The following is a 24,028-nucleotide window of genomic DNA, read 5'->3' as shown; positions in this document are numbered from 1 at the left end:
TTAATTAATACTATCGAAACAATAGATGTATTAAATTTATAGTACAAAATTGATAACGTATGAAAAAAAATATACTTTTATTTGTCTTTATTTTCACCAGTCAAATATACGGACAATTTAATTTCGATTATAATTTCAACACTAACGGAAGAAGAGTTTGTTTGATTTCTGCAACGGCAAGTGAAACTCCAGCAGGAATTACTTTGAACTTACTCGAAAATATATACAATACATCAGAAAACTACACTATAAAAAGAAGACCAATAAATGGTTCAAATTTAGACTGGACAACAATGGTTTCAAACTATCCAGTGTCAGCAACTTGGTTTGACAATACAGCAACTGTTGGCCAATCCTATGAATATCAAGTTTCTAGAAACACTGGAACCGATGTTGCAACAGGTTACGTTACCGCTTGCTTACGATATGATCAATCCAATTATAAAGGAAGAATGATTTTGGTAATTGATACTTCTTTTGAAACAAGTTTAGCTGCTGAAATTTTACAATTGAAGCATGATCTAACTAATGAAGGTTGGTTTGTTATTGAAATATATGTACCACGAGCCACAACATGGGAAACAGAAAACAGCATAATTACTGTAAAAAATGCAATTATTGCGGCTTACAATAATTCGCCAATAAATGACAAACCAAGTCATTTATTTTTACTTGGTCATATTCCGATAGCACGTTCGGGTCAAGGAGAATCTGCACCAGATGAACACGACGAAAATAAAGGAGCTCGTGGTGCCGATTGTTTTTATGCTGATATTGATGGTGTTTACACTGATGCAGCCACTTACAACCCCGGAAACATTGATGTTAAAGCCATAAATTTACCAAATGATCTAAAATGGGATCAAGATTATATTCCGTCTTCCTTAGAAATGGCTTTTGGAAGAGTTGATTTTGCTGATATTGCGGGAAGCTCGATTAATGAAGAAAACCTACTCCGAAATTACTTAAATCGATTGCATAATTATAGAATTGTTGCTGATGGTTTTGATATGGGAAACAAAACCGCTTTCCATTTTGGATATGATAACTCTAATGATGGTTCGTACAGAAGTCTCATTCCAATTTCTAAAGCCGAAAATGTTGATTTTTATTCAGGAAATCAACCTTTTCCTCAATGGGTTGAACAAAATGGTCCTTACCAAATATTTATGCAAAATATACAAGTTCCTGATACTTATCAATGGCAAACCTATGGAATGAATACTACCATTTTTTCTAGCGATCAAAGTTATTGGGGATTTTGGGACGAACCTTTTACACTAGGTGCTTATGGAAAAATAAGAGATCTTTTAGCTCAAAACACAAAATGTTTAGGGTTGATTTATACCACAACTGGAATTAATATTTTTCATCAACCTGGAATGGGAGAAACAATGGGTTGGAGTTGTAAACGAATTATGGATCACAGTCAAACTAATTCTTTATATCAAAAACCATCACAACAATATGACACACCTGATTATTGGAATCGTACGCATTTTCAATACCATGGAGATCCAACATTGAGGTTAAATCAAGTGAAACCACCAACAAATGTTCAAGTTTCTTTTTCAAATGGTCACTCTATAAGTTGGTTACAATCAACAGACACAGATATTATTGGTTATCACGTTTATAGAAGTTATACCGAATTTGGTCCTTTTGAAAGATTAACTTCAACACCAACAACAAATTTATTTTATAATGATGGTGATTTGACCGATGTGATAAGATATTATTTAGTAAAAGCCATTAAACTTGAAACTACTGGAAGTGGAACTTATTTGAATCCGAGTATTGGAATAGTTGCAACAACTATTTTAAACAATGAGATGTTTGAACCTTTTGATTTTAGCATTTATCCAAATCCTGCCAATAATCAAATATTTATAACAACATCATTTGATATTCTTGAAAAATCTATTTACGATTTACAAGGAAAAGAAATTAAAAGATATACCAACAATTCAAAAATAATTTCAATAGCGGAATTGAATAGCGGGATTTATCTATTGAAAATTAAATCTGAAACTGGTGAAACTAAAACAGAAAAAATTATTAAGTTCTAATTTGTAAAGTTTACTATCAGAATTTCTTCCATTTATTTTTGTATTTTAAATGCTGTAACTCACGGAAAAACGGGTTGCAATTGACAATTCAAATAGAAGATAATTTAGTTGGAAATCAAGCAAAAATTTATTCGGTTATTGGTCAGGAATTAAAAACATTTGCTGTCAATGCCAAACAAAAAACTATTGATTTATCGAGTTTAAGTAAAAGTGTTTATGTTATTAAAATTCAATCTAATAAAGAAATTTACACTTCAAAGTTTATCAAAACTAAACGCCTTTGTTACGTAGTAAAAATGCAATTACTTTTTGATTAAAAACGGTAGCTTGTTCCACATTAACAACATGTCCACATTTTTTAATTACAAATAATTGAGAAGATAAATAATGCTTTTCTACCACTTTTTTGACTGTTGGTAAAAACATATAATCTTCTTCACCCATGACATAAAAAGTGGGAATATTAAGTTCCTGTTGGCGAAACCATTTTAGGATTGGATTAATTTCAGCGGTGAGTTTGAACCATCGAATGAATTCTTTTTGATATAATTTCTTTGCTTCATTTATAAATAGTATTCTTGATTGTTTGTGATTTTTATTAGGCATAATCACAAAAGCAAAAAATCGATACAAAACCAAATAGGGCAAAATGTATTTAAAAACATTGCCTAAACGCATTAATATTTGAGAGCGAAAATTCATTTTAAGAATTGCTCCGCCCAAAATCATGGTTTGAACACGAGAAGGATTTTCTTCGGCTAACTGTCTAATGATTATTGTTCCGAGAGAAATCCCAACAAAATGAGATGTTTTTATCTTTAAATGATCTAATACTTCTACAACATCGTTAGCAATAGATTGAAAAGTATATTTATGCTTGAATGCGTTTTTGATTTGGGAATTAGAGTTGCCATGACCTCTTAAATCTAGTAACAAAACGTTGAAATGCTTTTGAAATTCTCTAATTTGTTTGAACCAAATAGAAGAACTTCCACCTGCACCATGAACAAATGTTACCCATTGATTGGTGTTTTCGTTTGTATATATTGAATAGGCAATCAATTGTTTTTCATTAATATAACTTCCATCTCAGATTTAATTTTCAGTGCTTCTTCCCTAGCCTTTCGGGCAAAATCTGTTCCATTAGAAGCATAAATAATTCCGCGAGAAGAATTGATTAGTAAACCAACATTGGAGTTTATTCCGAATTTACAAACTTCTTGTAAACTTCCGCCTTGTGCACCAACGCCTGGAACAAGTAAAAAACTATCGGGAACTATTTTACGGATTTCGGTAAAATATTCAGCTTTAGTTGCTCCAACGACATACATTAGATTTTCGGAGTTTTTCCAAGTTTTGGAAGTCTCAATGACGGTTTTATACAATTCTTTTCCTCCGGAAAGTTTTGTTTGAAAATCAAACGCACCTTCATTGGAAGTTAAGGCTAACAAAATAGTGTGTTTATTTTCAAAAGCTAAAAATGGTTCTACAGAATCTTTGCCCATATATGGCGCAACGGTTACGCTGTCAAAATTCAAATCTTCTAAAAATGCTTTAGCATACATGGAGGAAGTATTTCCAATATCACCGCGTTTTGCATCGGCAATGGTGAAAATTTCTGGGTGGTTTTGGTTGATGTAATTAATTGTTTTTTCGAGCGATTGCCAACCTTTTAATCCATAAGCTTCATAGAAAGCTGTGTTTGGTTTATAGGAAACGCATAAATCATGTGTAGCATCTATAATGGCTTTATTGAATTCAAAAATTGGATCTTCTAGTTCGAGTAAATGTTGTGGAATTTTAGTTACATCGACATCTAATCCGATGCAGAGAAATGATTTTTTTTGTTGGATTTGTTGGGTTAGTTGTTGTGTTGTCATTTATTTAATCTTAAAAAGATAGTATCATTTGTTTTATAGTATCACTTTAAAATAATTATGAGAAAACAAAAATTACCCTACTCAATAATTACTTTCGTTGAATGCGAATTACCAAGATTGTCAGAGAGAACTAGAAGAAAAACTCCTTTAATATTATTTTCTATATTTAATTCAATAGTATGACTACCCTTTTCCTTTATTTCATTATCAAAAAAAGTAGTGATAATTCTACCATTCAAATCATGCAAACGCAAAGTAATTTTATTTGTTTCATTCAACTCAAAATTCAATGTTGCTAGATTCTCAATAGGATTAGGATATAATTTAACTATGTCCTTCTGATTAAAATTTACAACTCCTAAGTCAATTCCTGACGTTAATCTTCCCATAAGAAATTCTGTTCCTGGATTACTAATTATTTGACCTGCAAAAACAATTTTTCCATCTGGTGCTTGAGCGACTTTGTTTATAGCCTCGTTACCGTTACCAAATGCTCTCAAAAATTGTCCGTTATTAGCAAAAGTATCATCTAGTGAACCATCACTTAAAAATCTACACACAAAACTATTTGCACCATTTATGGGAGTATTTTCAATATAATCACCTGCAATGATTAATTTTTGATCACTTTGAAGAATTACATCATATATCCTTCTATTTGGTATATCTGGAAAAAATAACGTTGCAGGTTGATTGATTAAATTTCCATTTACATCAAATTTAATTTTTTTTATGTAAACTGTTGGGGAATTTAAATAGGTTGTTGTTCCGTCTCCATATATTGTTATTGTTCCATTTTCGTCAATTTGGTTAATGAAAGAAATTGAAACCTCGGATGATAAAACAGTACCGTTATTGCCAAAAGTATTTACTACTGTACCGTCTGCATTAAATTTTTTTATAAATAAATTTTCTCTTTGAACATTATTATTATCTGTATATAAATATGTTCCAATAACGGCGTATTTTTCATCTGGTAAGTTTATTAATCTTCCACCATAACGATTGGATGGAATATTATCTAAACTAAATACTCTTGTACCATTAAGTCCAAAAGTCATATCTTGCTGACCAATAGCATTATATTTCCTTACCACAGTACTATACGGACTTGATGAAGTAAGCTTTGTATTTCCAATAGCGAGAAAACTTCCATCAGGCAAAAATTCAATTCTTGAACTATAATATTCTGTTCCAAAACTAATTAATATTGTACCATTTGTTCCAAATGTGGTATCAATTACAAAATCTGATGACATTTTCGTAAGTGAAGAGTTGAGATAACGTGTTCGTAAAAAAAGATTACCATTATCATCAGGTGTTATTCCAGAAAAGAATGTATAAGATGCATTATTTAATGAAAACCTCATAAAACCATTAGTTCCAAAAGTAGTGTCAAAATTTCCATTTTCTAACAATCTAGAAATGCCTACATAACTATTTCCAAAACTAATACCACTATCGTCTGAACTACCCAAAAAAAGTATTTTACCTTCAGGTTGAAATAAAATCTGTCTTGCAGAACTATTTTGTCCTATTGATGAACGAATGCTTCCGTTATTATTGAAAGTAAAGTCAAGTTGACCGTACTGACAATTTACTATTTGAAAATAGAATAGTATAAAACATAATGCAACTTTATTTTTCATAAGTTTCACTTTAAAAAACTTCGCTTTCTTTTAGTTTTTCCATGTTGTTAACCAACTGAAGTTCATCAACTAGTTTTTGGATTTTACCATTCATTACGCCATCCATATCAAAAATATCCATACCAATTCTGTGATCAGTTACACGACCTTGTGCATAGTTATAAGTACGGATTTTTGCAGAACGATCTCCAGAACTTACTTGAGATGTACGTTTTGTTGCATCTTCGGCTTGTTTTTTCGCCAATTCTTGTTCGTATAATCTTGAACGTAAAACCGTAAAAGCTTTGTCTTTATTTTTATGTTGCGATTTTTGATCTTGACATTGTGCGACCAAACCTGTTGGAATGTGTGTCAAACGAACCGCTGACTTTGTTGTGTTAACGGATTGTCCACCTGGACCAGAAGAACAGAAAAAGTCAACACGAACATCGTTCATATCGATATGTACATCAAATTCTTCAGCTTCTGGTAAAACCATAACCGTTGCTGCCGAAGTGTGAACACGACCTTGGGTTTCGGTTTGTGGCACACGTTGCACACGGTGAACTCCAGCTTCAAACTTTAATGTTCCATAAACGTCTTCGCCAGTTACTTCAAAAATTACCTCTTTGAAACCTCCAGAAGTTCCTTCGTTCATATCGACAACCGATGTTCTCCAACCGCGAGCTTCACAGTATTTGGTGTACATTCTGAATAAATCTCCAGCAAAAATAGAAGCTTCGTCGCCACCAGTTCCAGCACGAATTTCAACCATTACGTTTTTAGCATCTTCTGGATCTTTTGGTATCAACATGAATTTGATTTCTTCTTCAAGTTCTGGTAAACGTTCTTTGGCTTCGTCTAATTGCATTTTTGCCATTTCTACCATTTCTGCATCAGAACCATCGGCAAGAATTTCGTTAGCTTCATTGATATTTCCGGTAACATTAATCAATTCCTCGCGTTTTTCCATCAACGCTTTTAATCCTTTATATTCTTGATTTAATTGTACATAACGTTTTTGATCGGCAATAACATCGGGTTGAATAATCAAATCCGAAATCTCGTCGAAACGTTGTTTTACATATTGTAATCTTTCTAACATTGTATTGTCTTTCTATTTTTAAGAGTGCAAAAATACAACTTTTTGCTTCAATTGTAAAGTTAATTTTCTTAGTATTGTATCACATTAAAAATCATATTATGAAAAATGTAGTTATCCTTGCTGTTGTTGTTGTTTTTATCTCATGTCAAAATAAATCAGAGAAAAAATTTGATGAACTTGAAAAAATGTCTTGGCTTGTTGGCGAATGGGAAAATAAAATGCCCGAAGGAGTTTTAACGGAAAGTTGGACAAAAGCGAACGACAGTACTTTTATTGGTAAAACGCTTTTTATCAATGAAAAAGACACACTTCACTCTGAAGATATTGTTCTTACTCAAAAAGGAGAAAATTTACTTTACATACCAACGGTAAAAGGTCAAAATGATGATAAACCAGTTGAGTTTAAAATGATGGAAAGTAAAATCGAAAATGAATTTGCTTTTGAAAATCCAAAACATGATTATCCTCAAAAAATTGTTTATAAAAAAGTAAATGAAACCAATCTTGTTGCAACTATTTCTGGAAAACAACAAGGAAAATCATCATCTGAAAGTTATCCGATGAAGAAAAAATAGCTATTATTCTTTCTATATTTTTGTTCTAACCTCACTAAATGTGAGGTTTTTTTATTTTTAATCAATACATAATCAGTTAAATAATTATTTTATTTAAATTAAGTCTAAATAAATTTTGTGATTAAATATCGAACGATATATATTTGCGTCACTATTTTTAATTAATCTAAATAAATAATGAGAAAAATAATAATTACAACCGTTTCACTATTCTTTTCAGTATCAATATTGGCACAAGAAACAAAAAAAGATACCGTCAATTCGTTAAAAGAAGTTGAAATCAAAAACAAATACAAGTACAAAAGAGAAAAAAGTACAACCGTTTCAAGAATGCCTTTAAACAATATTGAAAATCCACAAGTTTATAACACGATTACTAGTGAATTAATGAAAGAACAAGTCGTTACTAATTTTAATGATGCGTTAAAAAATGCAACTGGAATTACTCGTCTTTGGGAATCAACTGGTCGTGGTGGCGATGGTGCTGAATATTATTCAATGCGTGGTTTTTCAGTTCAACCAACGATGATAAACGGTTTACCAGGAATTAACAACGGAAGTATTGATCCAATAAATGTTGATAATATTGAAGTAATCAAAGGTCCATCGGGAACGTTGTTTGGAAGTAGTTTGATATCGTATGGTGGATTAATCAATGTTGTGACTAAAAAGCCGTATTCAACCTTTGGCGGAGAAATTAGTTATAATTCAGGAACGTATGGTTTAGACCGAATTACTGCCGATGTAAATATTCCTTTGAATAAAGATGTTTCGCTTAGAGTTACTTCGGCTCATCAAAATGAAGATTCGTTTCAAGATGCTGGTTTTTCTAAATCGTTTTTTGTCGCACCATCTTTAAGTTACAAAGTGAATGATAAGCTTTCGTTCTTGATTAATACTGAATTTACCAATAGAACTTCTGCAAATGCTCCGATGATTTTCTTAAACAGAGGTGTTTTACTTTCTTTCAATTCAATGGATTTATTTGAAAAAAACTATAACAATTCATTTACTTCAAATGAGTTGACTATGAGTAATCCAACATTCAATATGCAAGCGCAAATGTTCTATAAAATATCAGAAAAATGGACTTCACAAACCGTTTTATCAAGAAGTAGTGCTAAAACAAATGGTTTTTATCACTATTTATATGATGCTGGAAATGGTGATGATTTTTATCGTTTTATTTCAAAAGCCAATTCGCAAACGCAAGGAACCGATTTTCAACAAAACTTTATTGGAGATTTCAAAATTGGAAATTTAAGAAACCGAATGGTTGTTGGAATTGATTATTTAAACCTAAATCAAAGAAATGGAAATGCGGGTTGGTTAGGAAACGGAATAGTTACATTATCTACAGGAGAAGATACCGGTGTTTTATCTAGTTCCGGTGTGGATAATTTATTAGCTAATTCCTATGCTGGAAATACTACGTCAGAAAATGAGGTTATTAGTGCTTATGTTTCAGATGTATTAAATATTACTGATAAATTATCGGTTATGGCAAGTGTTAGAGTTGATAAATTCATCAGTAAAACTGGCAAAAGTTATAATCAAACAACGGTTTCTCCAAAATTTGGAGCTGTTTATCAAATCATTCAAAACAAAGTTTCCGTTTTTGGTAACTATATGAACGGTTTTAAAAATAATGCTCCAACATTACAACTAGACAATACCTATTCCAATTTTAAACCAGAACACGCCAATCAATATGAATTTGGTTTAAAAACAAATTTATACAAAGACATTATTTCTGCAACCATTAGTTATTATAACATTGATGTAAAAGACAAAGTAATGTCGGATGCTGCTTTCACTACTTTCCGTCAAGGTGGTGAAGTAAACAGTAATGGTGTTGAAATTAGTTTTACAGCCAATCCAATTAAAGGGTTGAACATAATTGCTGGTTATAGTTACAATGATAGCGAAGTCGTAAAAGATGAATTAGACGATACCTACATTGGCTTTAGACCAGAAGAAGCTGGACCAAGAGCTTTGGTTAATCTTTGGGCAAGTTATGCTTTTACTGATGGAAGTTTAAAAGGTTTTGGAATTGGATTTGGTGGAAATCATGCTAGTGAATTTAATGTATTACACAGAAAAGGAATTGGAAGTTTTACTTTACCAGATTATACCATCTTAAATTCTGCATTGAATTATAATACTGATAAATTCAACATTACATTAAAGGTTAATAATCTTTTTAATGAAAAATATTATTCAGGTTGGTCAACTGTCACGCCACAACGCTTGAGAAGTTTGATTGCTGGATTAACGTACAAGTTTTAACTAGGTTAAGGTTTGGATTATTTTGTTTGTTTAACAAAACTCCTCATTAGCGTGAGGAGTTTTTATACTTTTTAGATGAAAAAAAACGGTTTCAAAAAAGCAATTGGAAAATTACACCTTTGGTTAGGATTATCAACTGGATTGATTGTATTTATTATTTCTATAACTGGAGCGATTTATGTTTTTCAGGAAGAAATAACGAATTCAATTAGAAAAGAAGCAATTTTTCACAACGAAAAAAAAATCGCTTCAAAAACACCGCTTTCGCTAAAAGTTTTAGAACAAAAAGTGGATGCGTTTACCAAAGAAAAATATCCAATTCATTGGGCTACAATTCCAATGGATAAAAGCCGAAGCTACATTTTCTATTATTATGAACACAATCCAAAAGGATGGAATTTCTATGATGAATATGTGGTTTACAAATCGGTTTATGTTAATCCGTTTACTGGCGAAATCAAAGGTGTTTATGATGAAACCACTGATTTTTTCAACATTATAAAATCCATTCATTTCAGTTTTATGTTGAATACCGAATGGGGAACTTATGTTTGCGGAATTCCAACGTTGATTTTCCTTTTCATGTTGATTTCAGGAATAATTCTTTGGTGGCCAAAAAACAAAAAAGCTAGAAAACAACGCTTGTCATTCGACTGGAAAAAAGTAAAAAACTGGAAACGAAAAAACTATGATTTGCACAATGTTTTAGGATTTTATGCTTCATCGTTAGCATTTGTGTCTGCTTTCACAGGATTATTTTATGCTTTCTTTTTTATTCAAGCCATTTTATATTTTATTTTCTCAGGCGGTAGTAGCACTTATCCTGATTTTTCACACATTAAAACCAAAGCACCTATCGAGATGAGAAATGAACATACGTTGGACAAAATTGGTAAAAAAGTAGAAGAATTGTATCCCGATGCGTTTCAATACAGTTTGGATTTTGGTTATGAACATATTGACGATCATGAACATCCTAACTATGATGTTTTTGTGAAACAACTCTCCTATTCCTATCACATAAATCACAGTTTGATTTTTGATGAAAATTCTGGAGAACTTTTGCACATTCATTCGCACAAAGACAAAAACTTGGGTGAAAAAGCCATTGCTGCCAATTATGACATTCACATTGGAGCAATATTTGGCATTTGGAGCAAAATAATTGCTTTGCTATTAAGCTTAGTTTGTGCTTCGCTTCCCTTAACAGGATTTATGATATGGTATGGCAGACGAAATAAAAAAGCAACAAAAAACTCCGAATAATTTTCGGAGTTTTTTGTTATCGTCGGGCTTTGAAATAGTCCTCAAGATTATCACAACTGGATAAATCGTTAAAATAATCGGGATAAGCGGATTTTAGTTTCGGGTAATCACTCATAACATTGTCTTTTGCATAATCTTCCATTCGAAGGCATAATGCTTTAAACTTTACTGTCTTTGCGTTTTCAAATGCCAAATGATAATATTTTTGAGCTAAATTTCCGTTTCGGTATTCAATTTCATCTATATACGATTCGTTATTACCTCCGTTAAAATCTGTAGTTGAATTGTAACGTCGCATCATCCAGGAATTTCCATATTGTGTCATACTCAAATAACAATTGGCAACCAAGAAATAATAGTAATCTCGGTTTTTCGTTTTTGGATTATTGGCAATATTCAAATATTTAATCAAATGCTGCGTAACCGATAATTTATTAACTACAAATTTTTCTCTATTTGAAATAAAACTTTCCGTGTATTTCAAATCATAAAATGGATTTTGATCAAACGTGTAATAATCATCATAATTATCTCTTTCCCAAGAATTATAATTTTCATTCCAATATTTATTTCCTAATGATTTGAAGGTTCTTTCGGCTTGAACCAATCTATTTTCACGAATGTATTTTGTTCCTAATAAATCGATTAGGTAATTTTTGTCTTTCAATAATTGACTATAAATCGTTTTGCTAAAATCATCGTCTATTTTTGTGTTTAATTTATTGATTACAATTTGCATTTCATTGGCACTGTAAACAAAATCGAGATAATCAAAATACTCATAAAAATATTTTAGGTTTCCTGAATTTTTCAATCGATTGCCTTGCCATTCCACAGAATTTGTATAATAATCTCCATAATAATTATCAACTTTTTGATTTCCATGCGCTATCAACGCCATGGCATCAGGAAGATTATTTCTAAACTCTAATTCTCTGCCTAACGAAAACAAGAATCGCTCGTCATTTAAGTATTTTAGTATGATTGGTTTGGCTTCTTCTTTAATGATTGCTTTGCCTACTTCTTGATTGGAAATAATGCACAACGCTTTTATTTTTTCAATTTGAGCAAAGACTTTTTCATCTGAAAATTGTTTTTCAAATGCCTTAATTTTATTCAAACAAGTTTGATAGTCTTTTGTCATAAAAAGCAATTGAATTTGTGCAGCTTTCCATAGCGAAATGTCTTTAATTTTGGAATAATCAACCGAGTTCACAAAATCCAAAACTTGCTTGGCATACATTCTATCTTTTTCTGAACGCTCACGAAGTTTTTCTGTAGAGTAAACAATATCTTGATTTTCGTTCCACCAATAGTTAGAAAACTCAATAGATGGCAAATAGTTAGTGTAATAAGGCGTATAAATCCAATCTTCTATTTTGTTGATTTCTCTAAGAAGTAAAAAATCTAAAATTCTTGATTGGTTACTATTTTGATAAATATTTTTTAGATAATCTAAATTAGGTTCAATTCTTTGCACCGATGCATAAGCATAAATGTTGGCAATCTCTTGATTTGATTTTGCGTGAGCTAAAGCATTTTCAAGATTAAATTGGTCATGAAAATAATAGTAAGCCGCATATTTTTTTTCGGGAGAATAAGCCATAATGTTAGCGATATCAACACTAGCATTTTCATTTTGAAATGCATTAAAATACAAAGCCCAATAGTAGAGATAATCTTTTTTGCCTTGAGCAAAATGCTTTTCAAAAAGTGTATTTATTAGATTTCGGTTTCCGTTATAATAGGCAGTTCTAATGGTTAGAAAAGCATATTTTCGTTTCAAATAATTACTCTTTTCTTTATCGATTAGTTGCTGTAACTTGTTGAAAAAAGGCGTAATAGCAACTCTTTTTGTTTCACCTCTTTCCCACGGATCATCATATTCAAAATTGTTTACATCTTCACATTGTTTGGCGATGATAAGATATTGAAGAACATTGTTTAATTTGTTTTTGTATAAATATTGCAGAAACTTATTCTGAGAATTACTAGTAATATCAGTCAATTTTAACGTATTCAAACACTCGTTTATATCTTCTATAGATACTTTTTTCTGTGTGAAATTATACCAATCTTCCACATTAGACTCATATTGATTTTGATATTCATAATCAAAACCAAACAATTGAGTATTATAATTGAATGCCATGAAGTCGGTATATTTAAAGTAGTCTGGCAAAAAAAGTGAATATCGAATATCTTCACCATAAGGCGAATAACCACAAGAAAAAACGTTACTAAAACTACTTAGTAAAAGCGTCGTAAAAACTAGATATTTCTTCATTAGAATATTGTTTAAAAGTGCTGCTGTCTAAATCAAATAAACTTATTGTGGTGTTCTTGTCAAAGCTTACATTCTTTTTTATAATTGAAATTGCTTCTTGAATAGTACTTACAGAAACATCTTCACATTTTAATTGGTCGCCAACTTTCAAATAGGTTTGATAGTTGATACTAGTGTCTTTTTCTACTTGATACCAAAGCGGTTTCACGTTTTTAGCAAAACTTTTTACTTCGTTAGTACTCAAGTTTATCAATTCCATGAAACGATTATTTTGATACAATTGTGTCCAATAAAACGTTGGCAATGCAATATCCAAATGCAATGGATACGATTTCTTTTGGTTCAAATATTTTTTTAATTCATCAATATCTAGAATGGAATTTTTGTCTTTTTGTGATAATGGTTTGATTAAGTTATAACACATTAAAGTAGCTTTATCAACTGGCGGAATTCCCATAATATCTTGATATTTATACGGATATAATCGTAATGTACAACTCAATTCTTTTTGGGAAAGTGCTTTAATTTTCTTTAGCAAATAAAAGTATTTGTCTTTCGTTGACTTTGTCCAATCACAATCAATTTGAATTTCGTCATAAGTAAAGATTTGTTCCTTTTTTCCTGAATAGTCAACAGATGAACTGTATTTGTTGATTAAAAACACAATATTATCGGCTAATTTGTCCAAAGACTTTTCGTCATTATACTGAAAAATTCCGTTCTTAATAAAGATAGTTGGCACAACTTTAACCGAATCTAATTCTTTAAAATCATAAACACTTGGTCTGTTTTTCTCGTATGGAAAATTGCCACGAGTTTCACTATAATCGACTTCAAATAGCTTGACGTATAACTTTTTTACTTTTAACTTTTCAATTTGACTATGGTTTTCTTGACCTAAACTATTGCCTTTCCAATAGTAAAACGCACGCTCGACATTTTCAATTTTTCCTTCTTTTTGGCAAGAAAAAAACAAAGACGATAACAATACCAACAACACTATTTTTTTCATATAATGGCTTTTTTCTTTATAACGTAAAAATGATATTAAAAGTATAAAAATTAAATAAAAAAAGCGTTCAATTGTGAACGCTTTTTAACTTTATAATTGCCAAACATCAATTCGAATAATTCTTGAACATATAAATCCAAATCATTCTAGAAAATCGGATGTTAAAAAAAGTCAGACTTAATAAAACAAAGGCAATAATTGGAAACATCCAAAAATCAAAATTACTGTCAAAAAAAGGACGAATACAAAAATAAGTGAGCAATCCTTCTAAAACGGCAACGCCATAACTGACGAACATAGCGCCGAAAAAATATCCCGGTTCTTTTTCAAATTTATAGCTACAATGACTACAATGGGAATTCATTTTAGGAAAACCCATACTGAAGAAGAAACTCTTATCGGCAAAGACTTTTCCTTTATGACAATGCGGACAATCGTTATGAAAAATATGATATAAACTATTCAACATTATTTTTTTTTACAAAGATACTACAGTTATTCGATGGAATTGTTTTGTATATTCGCCAAAAATAGCACAAAAAAGACATTTTGAAACAACATCCAGTTTATAGCATTCATAATTTTAAAACTGATTTAGGTAAAAAAGAGCTGTATATCAACACGTTTACCAATCATTTGAAAGCACATAGTTTTATCGAAAAACCGCATCGTCACAACTTTTACCTATTGGTTTTATTTACCAACGGAACAGGAAAACATGAGATTGATTTTGCTAAATATGAAATAAAACCTGGAAGTTTATTCGTGTTACAACCCGGACAAATTCACAATTGGCAATTATCCGAAGTCATTGATGGTTACATTTTATTCTATTCGCAAGAAATATATAATCTGTATTTTGGCAATAAAAAAGTGGAAGATTATCCGTTTTATCAATCGGTAATAAATCAACCCGAAATTATTTTAGACGAAAATGAAGTTAATACAATCAAACCATTTTTTGATTTAATGATTACTGAAAGTCAAACCGATTTCCCAAAGAAAACCGATAAAATTTTAAATCTTTTGGATTGTATTCACATTGAGATTTCAAGAAAATATCTTTCGATTTCTAATCATATTTCACATTCGTATAATTATAAAATTCATCAGTTGGAACTGCTTTTGGAACAACATTATAAAATTGAAAAATCGCCATCTTTTTATGCTGATAATATGAACATTACATTAAAACACTTAAACAGAATTTGTAAAGAAATATTAAATCAAACGGTAACCGAAATTATCACTAATCGAGTTATTCTTGAAACCAAACGACTTTTAGTAAATCCGATAAAATCCGTCAATCAAATTGCAGACGAATTAGGTTTTGATGACTACTCCTATTTCACTCGAATATTCAAAAAGAAAACAGGAATTACTCCAAGTGAGTTTCGGAAAACATTAAATTAAATCAACAAAAATTTCACAGATTTACACAAATTATTTTCCATAAAAAAACCTCGCTTATTTCTAAACGAGGTTTGCTATTTACTTTTTACTATTCACTAATTACTCTTAACTGGAATATTCGCTAAAATTTCCAAGTAAAATTTCCAAAATTTCTGAGATGATTTAATCGAAGCTCTTTCATCTGGAGAATGCGCGCCGTGAATGGTTGGTCCAAATGAAATCATATCCATTCCTGGATAATTAGTTCCAAGAATTCCACATTCTAATCCAGCGTGACAAGCCACAACATTTGGTTTTGAACCATTTTGTTTTTCGTAGATATTAACCAAAACGTCTAGTATTTCAGAATTTACATTAGGTGTCCAACCTGGATAACTTCCGCCAAAAGTAACTTCACAACCAAATAATTCATAAGCCGAACGCAATCCATTAGCTAAATCCATTTTAGAACTTTCAACCGACGAACGCGTTAAATTTTGAATAGAAATTTCGCCATCTTTTACAATAACACGAGCAATATTATTTGATGTTTCAACCAAATCTTCCATATCAGCAGACATTCTGTAAACTCCGTTATGAGCAGCATAAATCGCTCGTAATAAACCTTCTTGAACACCTAAATCCATTACTTTTGATGGTAAATCAGATTTTACGATTTCAATGGTTAAATTAGGTTCCATCGTTCTATATTCTGTTTTGATATCATTGATAACTTCTTGCATATCAAACACAAACGCTTCATCATACATTCCAGCAACGATTACTTTGGCAACACTTTCACGTGGAATGGCATTGCGCAAACTTCCACCGTTGATTTCAGTAATTTGTAGACCAAAGTTTTCAAATCCGTCAAATAAAAGTCGGTTCATTATTTTATTAGCATTTCCCAAACCTTTGTTGATATCCATTCCAGAATGTCCTCCGTTTAGACCTTTTACCGTAATCGTATAACCCACAGAACCTTCAGGAGTTTCTTCTTCGTTGTAACTTCTATTTGCGGTAACGTCAATTCCACCAGCACAACCGATGTCGATTTCATCGTCTTCTTCGGTATCAAGATTTAGAAGAATTTCGCCTTTTAGAATTCCGCCTTTTAAATTTAACGCTCCAGTCATTCCAGTTTCTTCATCAATCGTGAAAAGTGCGTCAATTGCAGGATGCGGAATGTCTTTGCTTTCCAAAATCGCCATGATTGCAGCAACACCAAGTCCGTTATCTGCACCAAGCGTTGTTCCTTTCGCACGAACCCAGTCGCCATCAACATACATATCAATTCCTTGCGTAAGGAAATCAAAATCTGTATCGTTATTTTTTTGATGAACCATATCCAAATGCCCTTGTAAAACAACGGTTTTGCGATTTTCCATTCCTGGAGTTGCTGGTTTGCGTATGATTACGTTTCGGATTTCGTCTTCAAAAGTTTCTAATCCTAAATTGTTACCGAAGTTTTTCATGAATTCAATTACACGTTCTTCTTTTTTTGACGGGCGCGGAACAGCATTCAAATCGGCAAATTTATTCCAAAGCGCTTTTGGCTCTAGATTTCTAATTTCTTGGCTCATTAAATTTTTATTTTAACACAAATTCCACAAATTTTAACAAATTAATAAATCGGTTTAAATTTCACGAAAATGGTTTGGTTCATAAATTTCAAAAGACAAAGTTACAAAGTTTAATAAAGTTATAAATGGAATTGTGATTATATTTACATTTTAAAAATTGGCAGTGAAACGAAAATATATTCTTCCATTATTTTTATTCTTTCAGATTGTTTTTCTGAAGGTTTTAGCCTTTTTCCCAGAGTTTGTTGAGAAATGGTACAGCAATGGATTGTACATTTATATTTCTAAAATCAGCCGAACTATTTTAGGTAAAATACCTTTTTCTGTTGGCGATTTGATTTACACAGTAGCCATAATATATGTTTTTTATTGGCTGATTAAAAACAGAAAAACGGGATGGAAAAATATAACTCTAAGTGTTTTGAGTTTTATTTCTGTTATATATTTTGCGTTTCATTTCCTTTGGGCATTTAATTATTATCGTGTTCCGCTTTTTGAAAAAATGGAAATCAATCGGGAATATACTGATGACGATTTATTGAATTTCACCGAAAAACTGATTGACAAAACGAATGAAATTCACCATAAGATTACTAAAGACAAAACCAAAAAAGTAATTAATCCATATTCTCAAAACCAAATTTTTGAAATGACACAAAACGGTTTTGATCGTTTGGCAAAGCAACATTCCTACTTCAGTTATTCTAATCCAAGTCAGAAGAAATCGTTGCTTAGTTTGCCGTTGACTTATATGGGATTTGGCGGTTATTTAAATCCGTTTACCAATGAAGCTCAGGTTAATGACAAACTACCGATGTATGGTTTTCCAAATGTAGTTTGCCACGAAATGGCACATCAAATTGGTTTTGGAAGTGAAAGCGAATGTAATTTTATTGGTTTTTTAGCTGGAATTTCCAATGAAGACTTATACTTTCAATATTCGGCTTATTCAAACGCATTACGTTATTGCATAGGAACTATTGCCGCTAAAGATGAGAAATTGTTTAAGCAACTTAAACAAAAAGTGCATCCCGGTATTATTGAAAACTACAAAGAAAGCGAAGTATTTTGGAAACAATATGACACCTTTATCGACAAAGCTTTTCATGCATTTTATGATCAATACTTAAAATCAAATCAACAAGAAGATGGCATTGATAGCTATAGTAAGTTTATTGATTTGTTAATTAACTACTACAGAATAAAAGGTATATTATAAACAACAAAAGCCGCTATAACTAGCGGCTTTTTATTGTGATCCCAGAAGGATTCGAACCTTCGACCTACTGCTTAGAAGGCAGTTGCTCTATCCAGCTGAGCTATGGAACCATTTTCAATTAACAATTGTCGGGGTGGCAGGATTCGAACCTGCGGCCTCCTGCTCCCAAAGCAGGCGCGATAACCGGGCTACGCTACACCCCGAAAGGTTATCTAAATAACACAAAAAAGATAAAGCGGAGAGTAAGGGATTCGAACCCTTGGTACAGTTTCCCATACGCATGTTTAGCAAACATGTCCTTTCGGCCACTCAGGCAACTCTCCAAGCTCAATGAACGTAAAATCTTTTAAGCGGTTGCAAATGTAATTTATCATTCTATAATTTACAACTATTTCATTTCTTTTTTTAGTCTAAAAATCAAATTAAATCAAAATAAGTTAACTATCAATATAATAGCATTGTTATCAAGATAGATAAATAGTCTTATTGAAGATTTATTGCTCTAAGAATTAATTATTTTGTAATAAAAGTTTAGCTTTGCAAGACAAACAAACGACAAAAAAGAACAAATAATTATGAGTAAAAAGGTAGTAATAGTATCGGCTGTTCGAACTCCTATTGGGAGTTTTATGGGAAGTTTATCTTCTGTTTCTGCTACGCAATTGGGAGCAGCAGCTATCAAAGGTGCTTTGGATAAAATAAATCTTGACCCTAACCTAGTGGACGAAGTCCTAATGGGAAATGTAGTTCAGGCAGGTGTTGGACAAGCTCCAGCTACCCAATCTGCTATTTTTGCAGGAATACCTAATACAGTTCCAACCACTACAATCAATAAAGTATGTGCTTCGGGAATGAAAGCTGTTATGCAAGGTGCACAAGCCATCATGACTGGCGATGCTGAAATTGTTGTGGCAGGTGGAATGGAAAACATGAGTTTAATTCCTCATTATGTTCATTTAAGAAATGGAGTAAAATTTGGACCAACTTCAATGGTTGACGGAATGCAAAAAGATGGTCTGACCGATGCTTATGACGGTAATGCAATGGGCGTTTCAGCTGATTTGTGCGCTACAGAATATAATATTACTAGAGAACAACAAGATGCTTTTGCTATTCAATCGTATGAGCGTTCAGCTAAAGCTTGGGCTGAGGGTAAGTTTGACAACGAAGTAGTTCCAATAAGCATTCCACAACGTCGTGGCGATGCTATCGTGTTTGCTAAAGATGAAGAATTCACTAACGTGAAATTAGATAAAATCCCAACTTTAAATGCCGTTTTTACCAAAGATGGAACGGTTACCGCGGCAAATGCTTCAACTATTAATGATGGAGCTGCGGCATTAATCTTAATGAGCGAAGAAAAAGCAAAAGCGTTAGGTTTAAAACCTTTAGCCTATATCAAATCCTATGCAGATGCAGCACAAGAGCCAAAATGGTTTACGACTGCTCCTGCTAAAGCATTGCCAAAAGCCTTGGACAAAGCAGGTCTTTCTATTGCTGATGTAGATTATTTCGAATTTAACGAAGCGTTCTCAGTAGTAGGATTAGCTAATGCCAAAATACTTGGATTAGACAATGATAAAGTAAATGTTAACGGTGGTGCTGTTTCACTTGGACATCCGCTTGGTTGTTCAGGAGCACGAATCATCGTTACCTTAATTAATGTATTAGAACAAAACAATGCTAAAATTGGCGCAGCAGCTATCTGTAATGGTGGCGGTGGCGCATCAGCTATTGTGATTGAAAGAGCTTAATAATAATTACGAATTTTGAATTACGAATTAATAATCACCAATTCGTAATTCATAATTCACAATTCATAATTTGTCTAAATGTTTGCTATTTGTAACCTTGCCATAATTCCTTTACGAGCCGAACCAAGTGATCGAAGCGAAATCGTTTCGCAAGTATTGTTTGGTGAGCATTTTGAAGTTATTGAAAACCAAAAGCAATGGGCAAAAATCAAACTTCAATATGACGATTACGAAGGTTGGGTAGATTCAAAACAATACCAACTAATTTCTGAAAAGAGTTTCAAAGCTTTGTCCAACGATGCCGTTATCCTTAATTCGGATTTGGTAGAATATGTTACGAATGCTAAAAACATGCTCTTGCCTATTCCACTCGGTGCTTCGCTTTCATTTTTGAATCACAGTGAGATTAATACTGAAGGTTTTGATTTTGAAGGAATGAAAATTAGCGGCGTTAAATTAAAAGAAGATTTGATTACTACAGCATACATGTATTTAAATGCGCCTTATCTTTGGGGCGGAAAAACACCTTTTGGCATTGATTGTTCGGGTTTAACTCAAATGGTCTATAAATTAAACGGCTATAAATTATTACGTGATGCTTCGCAACAATCTACTCAAGGAGAAGCGTTAAGTTTTATTGAAGAAAGTGAACCTGGCGATTTGGCTTTTTTTGACAACGAAGAAGGCAAAATAATTCACGTAGGAATCATAATGGAAAACAACTATATAATTCATGCCAGCGGAAAAGTTCGCATTGATAGATTAGACCATTTAGGAATTTATAACGCTGAACAAAACAGACACACTCATCGATTGCGAGTGATTAAGAAAATTATATAACCGAGACATTAGTTTCGGTTTTTTTATTTATTTTAGTGTTCTATATAATTAGTAATGATAAGCATCAGTCCTATTTTACTATTACTAAAATAGTATTAAAAGGTGATGATGCATTCTCACTGAAAGCTTGGAAGTACAAAATATTAGTAAAATAAGTCCATTTTAATTATTCTTCTATCTTTACAAAAAAAATATGAAAAAGTACCTATTATTTTTAGTCTTTATTACACTGAATTCATTTGCTCAAAACCATCATTTCAAAGCGGAACGCAAAGAAGTTTTCTGGCAAATGGCTTTCAAAACATCAGAAACCGATGTTCCTAATTTGATTGATAAAAACCACACTAAAATAACGGTAAACAAAGAAGATAACACTGGAAAAGGTGCAAGTCTAAATTGCGATTGTAAAGGTGGCGGATGGTATTTTGAACAATCTTTTGATTTATCTTTTTCTATTGAATTGAGTGAAGGAAAATATCAAGTAACGGTTTATAACATCATCTTTGATGGTGAAAGTGAAGACAACAACAATAACCGATTGGAAAATTATGTACTCCGCTTAGGTCAAAACGTTTTTCACCCTACAGAAAAGAACCTAAAAAACTTAATGTGCTTAGAAACTTATTTTATTAAACTTTTCAAAACTCCTGCAGCTGAATCAACGGAATGGTAATTATTCTTTAATGAATTTACTATTTGCGCTTCCTCTATCAGTTGTTACTTTTATAAAATAAGCACCAGCGGTTAAATTTGCTACATCAATACTTGTAGTAGTTGAAGCGTTTGTAACTGCTAACAATATTTGCCCTAATGTGTTGTAAACTTGAATGGACTTAACTCCTATTTCGTTCTTCACTTCGAAGTTTAGAACCTCTTTTGCAGGATTTGGATACAAAGTGAAATAACTTCCAAAATCAAAGTCTTGGTTACTCAAAGCAGCAACCGTAGTTACAGCTGGTTCAGTAATAATGGGAAAGTTATAATCAAAATAAATACTGGCTTCATTGCTAAACGTATCGCCTAAAACCAAAGTTGGTTTTGTTTTAATTTTAAACGCTACATAGCCATCATTGTTAGCATCATCAAACGGAAGATTGATGTTTTCAAAAATAAATTCTACTTTATTGGTATTGCTTATTCTTGTGATAAAATCATGACTACTGCGTTGTGGAACTAAAGTAGCAATATCAAACTTAGTGGTGTCAATCATATCTTTCACAACGATATTTTGCGCAGCAAAAGTTCCAGTATTTTCAAAACGGATTACATAATGAACGTATTGTCCAACCATACTCGGCGTAATAGTTGTTCCTTCTAAACACGTTTTATCATTTGGGTCATACGAATTAACAACCGTTTGGTTTAATGTAAACGTATTGTCATTTGGTGTTTCGTCCGTTGCGCCAACAATTGTTGCGGTATAATCTAAAACATCATCGCCATTCACTGCAGGAATTTCCATTGGAGAATTAATATTGAATACTAAATCAATTTCTCTAGTTTCAAAAGGATTTAAATTGGTATAATTCCAACCTAAAATATTGGTTGCTCCATTATCATAGACAGGAGTTGCAGAAACCAAATCCATAATAGCATCATCAAAAGTAAAACTCAAAGAACCATTAGCCACTTGGTTTCCTTTGTTTTTGTATATGATTTTATACTCTGCATCAAAACCTGGACGAGCCACTTCTATTGGAATGATAGTGACCTCGACATCATTTTTCACACCATTAGCAGTAACACAAAAATCTTGAGTAAAAGGACTTGCAGCCGATGGAAAACTAACGGTTGCTGAAGCTGGTGAAACAGTAAAATAACTTGGATTTTCTAAAACTGGTGTGATAGTATGTGTTCCTTGTTGAACAGGAATAGAATAGTTTCCACTTTCATTTGAGATAAATGAACCTGAATCTGTTCCATTAGTTGCATTAAATTGTTGATTTGGAAAAACAATGTCATTTGCATCACAATCATTAGTGTCATTATCTAAACGTGTTGTTCCTTGAATAGTATAAAATGTTCCGCCAGGAGTGAAGGAACAATAATTTGTTACTGATACGTATGGTGAATTACTAAAATAATTTATATAATAATTCAATTCATTGACATTAAAGCTGTTATCAACACAAACAGCACTTAGATTAGGGTTATTTAAAATACTAAAATTTTCTAAACTACAAAAAAAAGGCTGTTCACCTATTGGTGGGTTTGAGTCATCTACACAACCTTCAAAAAAATTATTTTTTAAATTGATGAACGTTAAGTTAGCATTTGAATTTATTTGAAAAGACACTTCTTGTGGTGGTACATTATAATTGAAATCAACATTTGATAAATCTAAAGATGTAAGTTGAGTGTTATTACAAATAAAACTGGTAAGATTTGTACCCGGTACAATTGAAATTGATGTATAGTTATTTCCTGAAATATTTAACCCACTTTGATCAAATTGATTAATTAAAGGCAAAGCAACATTAGATAATTGGTTGTTGGCTATATTCAATCCTACTAAATTATTTTGGTTAGAAAAATCAATACTAGAGATTTGATTGTTAGAAATATTGATAGTACAATATTCAGCCAAAGATTGTGATGGTAAAGTAATTGTATTGATTTGATTATTTGATAAGCTTATTTCAAATAAATTATGTTGATTAGACAGATTAATTGTTGATAGCTGATTATTTGATAAATCCAAAGCAATTAATGAAGTTAAATTACTTGTGTCAAGACTTGTAATTTGATTATTATTAGCATACAATTCACTTAAGTTATCTTGATTAGAAAGATTAATTGCAGATAACTGATTATTTGTTATTTCCAAATAAACCAGTGAAGTTAAATTACTTATGTCTAAACTAGTAATTTGATTATAATCAGCCCTTAATACATATAGATTTAAAAACTCATTAATACCTTCTAATGAACTTATATTTTGACTATTCACAAAGATTTCATTTATCTGTAATCCTTCGCTTATTTGTATTTCTCCATCGAGATTACTATCAAAATTGTTTACAAGATAACTTTTAAAATTCGCATCAGGAATGTTAACAATCTGAGCACTATTTGTTGCAACAACAAATACTAAAACTAAAATCGTGTAAAACTTTTTCATAGTCTATT

At 31.7% G+C, this 24,028-nt stretch carries 19 protein-coding genes and 3 tRNA genes; 10 read left to right on the top strand and 12 right to left on the bottom strand.

Going from position 1 to position 24,028, the window contains the following annotated elements; genetic code table 11:
* Window positions 1-59: 59 nt before the first annotated feature.
* Both BC748_RS12040 and BC748_RS14390 read left to right on the top strand, forming a co-directional pair.
* Window positions 60-2,069 carry a T9SS type A sorting domain-containing protein gene (locus BC748_RS12040; protein WP_133533747.1) on the top strand — a complete coding sequence of 670 codons (2,010 nt, stop codon included), beginning with the start codon at window positions 60-62 and terminating at the stop codon, window positions 2,067-2,069.
* A 38-nt stretch (window positions 2,070-2,107) separates the two neighbouring features.
* Window positions 2,108-2,386, top strand: coding sequence for a T9SS type A sorting domain-containing protein (locus BC748_RS14390; protein ID WP_425459554.1), 279 nt, complete (start codon window positions 2,108-2,110; stop codon window positions 2,384-2,386).
* On the opposite strand, the gene BC748_RS12030 is transcribed toward BC748_RS14390, so the two are convergent.
* From BC748_RS12030 to prfA, 4 genes are all read right to left on the bottom strand, one after another.
* Window positions 2,340-3,131, bottom strand: coding sequence for an alpha/beta fold hydrolase (locus tag BC748_RS12030; protein ID WP_133533745.1), 792 nt, complete (start codon window positions 3,129-3,131; stop codon window positions 2,340-2,342). The two genes, BC748_RS14390 and BC748_RS12030, sit on opposite strands and share 47 nt — an antisense overlap.
* A complete protein-coding gene (gene pyrF / locus BC748_RS12025; protein ID WP_133533744.1) occupies window positions 3,128-3,949 on the bottom strand; it encodes an orotidine-5'-phosphate decarboxylase in 822 nt (273 codons plus the stop codon). Before pyrF ends, BC748_RS12030 begins: the two co-directional genes overlap by 4 nt.
* 77 nt (window positions 3,950-4,026) lie before the next feature.
* A complete protein-coding gene (locus BC748_RS12020; RefSeq protein ID WP_133533743.1) occupies window positions 4,027-5,598 on the bottom strand; it encodes a T9SS type A sorting domain-containing protein in 1,572 nt (523 codons plus the stop codon).
* A 10-nt stretch (window positions 5,599-5,608) separates the two neighbouring features.
* Complete coding sequence (gene prfA / locus BC748_RS12015; RefSeq protein ID WP_133533742.1) at window positions 5,609-6,682, bottom strand: peptide chain release factor 1; 1,074 nt, start codon at window positions 6,680-6,682, stop codon at window positions 5,609-5,611.
* Window positions 6,683-6,780: 98 nt separating this feature from the next.
* On the opposite strand from prfA, the gene BC748_RS12010 reads away from it, so the two are divergent.
* The 3 genes from BC748_RS12010 to BC748_RS12000 all read left to right on the top strand — a co-directional run bounded on the left by BC748_RS12010 (window position 6,781) and on the right by BC748_RS12000 (window position 10,812).
* Complete coding sequence (locus BC748_RS12010; protein WP_246014040.1) at window positions 6,781-7,257, top strand: DUF6265 family protein; 477 nt, start codon at window positions 6,781-6,783, stop codon at window positions 7,255-7,257.
* A 177-nt stretch (window positions 7,258-7,434) separates the two neighbouring features.
* Window positions 7,435-9,546: a TonB-dependent siderophore receptor gene (locus tag BC748_RS12005; protein ID WP_133533741.1), complete on the top strand. Its 2,112-nt coding sequence runs from the start codon at window positions 7,435-7,437 to the stop codon at window positions 9,544-9,546.
* Window positions 9,547-9,621: 75 nt separating this feature from the next.
* Window positions 9,622-10,812: a PepSY-associated TM helix domain-containing protein gene (locus BC748_RS12000; RefSeq protein ID WP_133533740.1), complete on the top strand. Its 1,191-nt coding sequence runs from the start codon at window positions 9,622-9,624 to the stop codon at window positions 10,810-10,812.
* A gap of 16 nt (window positions 10,813-10,828) precedes the next feature.
* Here the strand turns inward: BC748_RS12000 and BC748_RS11995 are convergent, their stop codons facing one another.
* From BC748_RS11995 to BC748_RS11985, 3 genes are all read right to left on the bottom strand, one after another.
* Window positions 10,829-13,099, bottom strand: coding sequence for a hypothetical protein (locus BC748_RS11995; RefSeq protein WP_133533739.1), 2,271 nt, complete (start codon window positions 13,097-13,099; stop codon window positions 10,829-10,831).
* Window positions 13,059-14,111 carry a hypothetical protein gene (locus BC748_RS11990; RefSeq protein ID WP_133533738.1) on the bottom strand — a complete coding sequence of 351 codons (1,053 nt, stop codon included), beginning with the start codon at window positions 14,109-14,111 and terminating at the stop codon, window positions 13,059-13,061. Before BC748_RS11990 ends, BC748_RS11995 begins: the two co-directional genes overlap by 41 nt.
* 106 nt (window positions 14,112-14,217) lie before the next feature.
* Entirely contained in the window at window positions 14,218-14,580 is a 363-nt protein-coding gene (locus BC748_RS11985; RefSeq protein WP_133533737.1) for a DUF983 domain-containing protein, read from the bottom strand.
* 80 nt (window positions 14,581-14,660) lie between these two features.
* Here BC748_RS11985 and BC748_RS11980 point away from each other — a divergent pair, with 80 nt between their 5' ends.
* The gene (locus BC748_RS11980; RefSeq protein ID WP_133533736.1) at window positions 14,661-15,524 is read left to right on the top strand and encodes an AraC family transcriptional regulator; all 864 of its coding nucleotides are present in this window, start codon (window positions 14,661-14,663) and stop codon (window positions 15,522-15,524) included.
* 95 nt (window positions 15,525-15,619) lie between these two features.
* Here the strand turns inward: BC748_RS11980 and BC748_RS11975 are convergent, their stop codons facing one another.
* Entirely contained in the window at window positions 15,620-17,086 is a 1,467-nt protein-coding gene (locus BC748_RS11975; protein WP_133533735.1) for an aminoacyl-histidine dipeptidase, read from the bottom strand.
* Window positions 17,087-17,249: 163 nt separating this feature from the next.
* Here BC748_RS11975 and BC748_RS11970 point away from each other — a divergent pair, with 163 nt between their 5' ends.
* Complete coding sequence (locus BC748_RS11970; protein ID WP_133533734.1) at window positions 17,250-18,305, top strand: DUF3810 domain-containing protein; 1,056 nt, start codon at window positions 17,250-17,252, stop codon at window positions 18,303-18,305.
* Between the two features lie 36 nt (window positions 18,306-18,341).
* On the opposite strand, the gene BC748_RS11965 is transcribed toward BC748_RS11970, so the two are convergent.
* The 3 genes from BC748_RS11965 to BC748_RS11955 all read right to left on the bottom strand — a co-directional run bounded on the left by BC748_RS11965 (window position 18,342) and on the right by BC748_RS11955 (window position 18,628).
* A tRNA-Arg gene (locus tag BC748_RS11965) sits at window positions 18,342-18,415 on the bottom strand.
* Window positions 18,416-18,433: 18 nt separating this feature from the next.
* Window positions 18,434-18,508 (bottom strand) — tRNA-Pro (locus BC748_RS11960).
* A 33-nt stretch (window positions 18,509-18,541) separates the two neighbouring features.
* A tRNA-Ser gene (locus BC748_RS11955) sits at window positions 18,542-18,628 on the bottom strand.
* 252 nt (window positions 18,629-18,880) lie between these two features.
* Here BC748_RS11955 and BC748_RS11950 point away from each other — a divergent pair.
* From BC748_RS11950 to BC748_RS11940, 3 genes are all read left to right on the top strand, one after another.
* Window positions 18,881-20,059, top strand: a complete 1,179-nt coding sequence (locus BC748_RS11950) for an acetyl-CoA C-acyltransferase (protein WP_133533733.1) — start codon at window positions 18,881-18,883, stop codon at window positions 20,057-20,059.
* 78 nt (window positions 20,060-20,137) lie between these two features.
* The gene (locus BC748_RS11945) at window positions 20,138-20,899 is read left to right on the top strand and encodes a C40 family peptidase (RefSeq protein ID WP_133533732.1); all 762 of its coding nucleotides are present in this window, start codon (window positions 20,138-20,140) and stop codon (window positions 20,897-20,899) included.
* 193 nt (window positions 20,900-21,092) lie between these two features.
* A complete protein-coding gene (locus BC748_RS11940) occupies window positions 21,093-21,572 on the top strand; it encodes a hypothetical protein (protein WP_133533731.1) in 480 nt (159 codons plus the stop codon).
* Here BC748_RS11940 and BC748_RS11935 read toward each other — a convergent pair whose 3' ends face one another.
* Window positions 21,573-24,020: a DUF7619 domain-containing protein gene (locus tag BC748_RS11935; protein ID WP_133533730.1), complete on the bottom strand. Its 2,448-nt coding sequence runs from the start codon at window positions 24,018-24,020 to the stop codon at window positions 21,573-21,575.
* Between the last annotated feature and the right edge of the window lie 8 nt (window positions 24,021-24,028).

It is taken from the genome of Flavobacterium dankookense, from assembly GCF_004362665.1.
GTDB classification, from domain to species: domain Bacteria; phylum Bacteroidota; class Bacteroidia; order Flavobacteriales; family Flavobacteriaceae; genus Flavobacterium; species Flavobacterium dankookense.
The sequence above is the reverse complement of the archived record's forward strand: the minus strand, read 5'-3'. Positions and strand labels throughout refer to the sequence as shown.

Excerpts from the sequence above, each read along its gene's own strand:
- BC748_RS12000 (WP_133533740.1), top strand. The coding sequence starts at position 9,622 with ATGAAAAAAAACGGTTTCAAAAAAGCAATTGGAAAATTACACCTTTGG.
- BC748_RS12010 (WP_246014040.1), top strand. The coding sequence starts at position 6,781 with ATGAAAAATGTAGTTATCCTTGCTGTTGTTGTTGTTTTTATCTCATGT.
- pyrF (WP_133533744.1), bottom strand. The coding sequence starts at position 3,949 with ATGACAACACAACAACTAACCCAACAAATCCAACAAAAAAAATCATTT.
- prfA (WP_133533742.1), bottom strand. The coding sequence starts at position 6,682 with ATGTTAGAAAGATTACAATATGTAAAACAACGTTTCGACGAGATTTCG.
- BC748_RS11940 (WP_133533731.1), top strand. The coding sequence starts at position 21,093 with ATGAAAAAGTACCTATTATTTTTAGTCTTTATTACACTGAATTCATTT.
- BC748_RS12020 (WP_133533743.1), bottom strand. The coding sequence starts at position 5,598 with ATGAAAAATAAAGTTGCATTATGTTTTATACTATTCTATTTTCAAATA.
- BC748_RS11995 (WP_133533739.1), bottom strand. The coding sequence starts at position 13,099 with ATGAAGAAATATCTAGTTTTTACGACGCTTTTACTAAGTAGTTTTAGT.
- BC748_RS12040 (WP_133533747.1), top strand. The coding sequence starts at position 60 with ATGAAAAAAAATATACTTTTATTTGTCTTTATTTTCACCAGTCAAATA.
- BC748_RS11935 (WP_133533730.1), bottom strand. The coding sequence starts at position 24,020 with ATGAAAAAGTTTTACACGATTTTAGTTTTAGTATTTGTTGTTGCAACA.
- BC748_RS11990 (WP_133533738.1), bottom strand. The coding sequence starts at position 14,111 with ATGAAAAAAATAGTGTTGTTGGTATTGTTATCGTCTTTGTTTTTTTCT.
- BC748_RS11945 (WP_133533732.1), top strand. The coding sequence starts at position 20,138 with ATGTTTGCTATTTGTAACCTTGCCATAATTCCTTTACGAGCCGAACCA.
- BC748_RS11975 (WP_133533735.1), bottom strand. The coding sequence starts at position 17,086 with ATGAGCCAAGAAATTAGAAATCTAGAGCCAAAAGCGCTTTGGAATAAA.
- BC748_RS11950 (WP_133533733.1), top strand. The coding sequence starts at position 18,881 with ATGAGTAAAAAGGTAGTAATAGTATCGGCTGTTCGAACTCCTATTGGG.
- BC748_RS11985 (WP_133533737.1), bottom strand. The coding sequence starts at position 14,580 with ATGTTGAATAGTTTATATCATATTTTTCATAACGATTGTCCGCATTGT.
- BC748_RS12005 (WP_133533741.1), top strand. The coding sequence starts at position 7,435 with ATGAGAAAAATAATAATTACAACCGTTTCACTATTCTTTTCAGTATCA.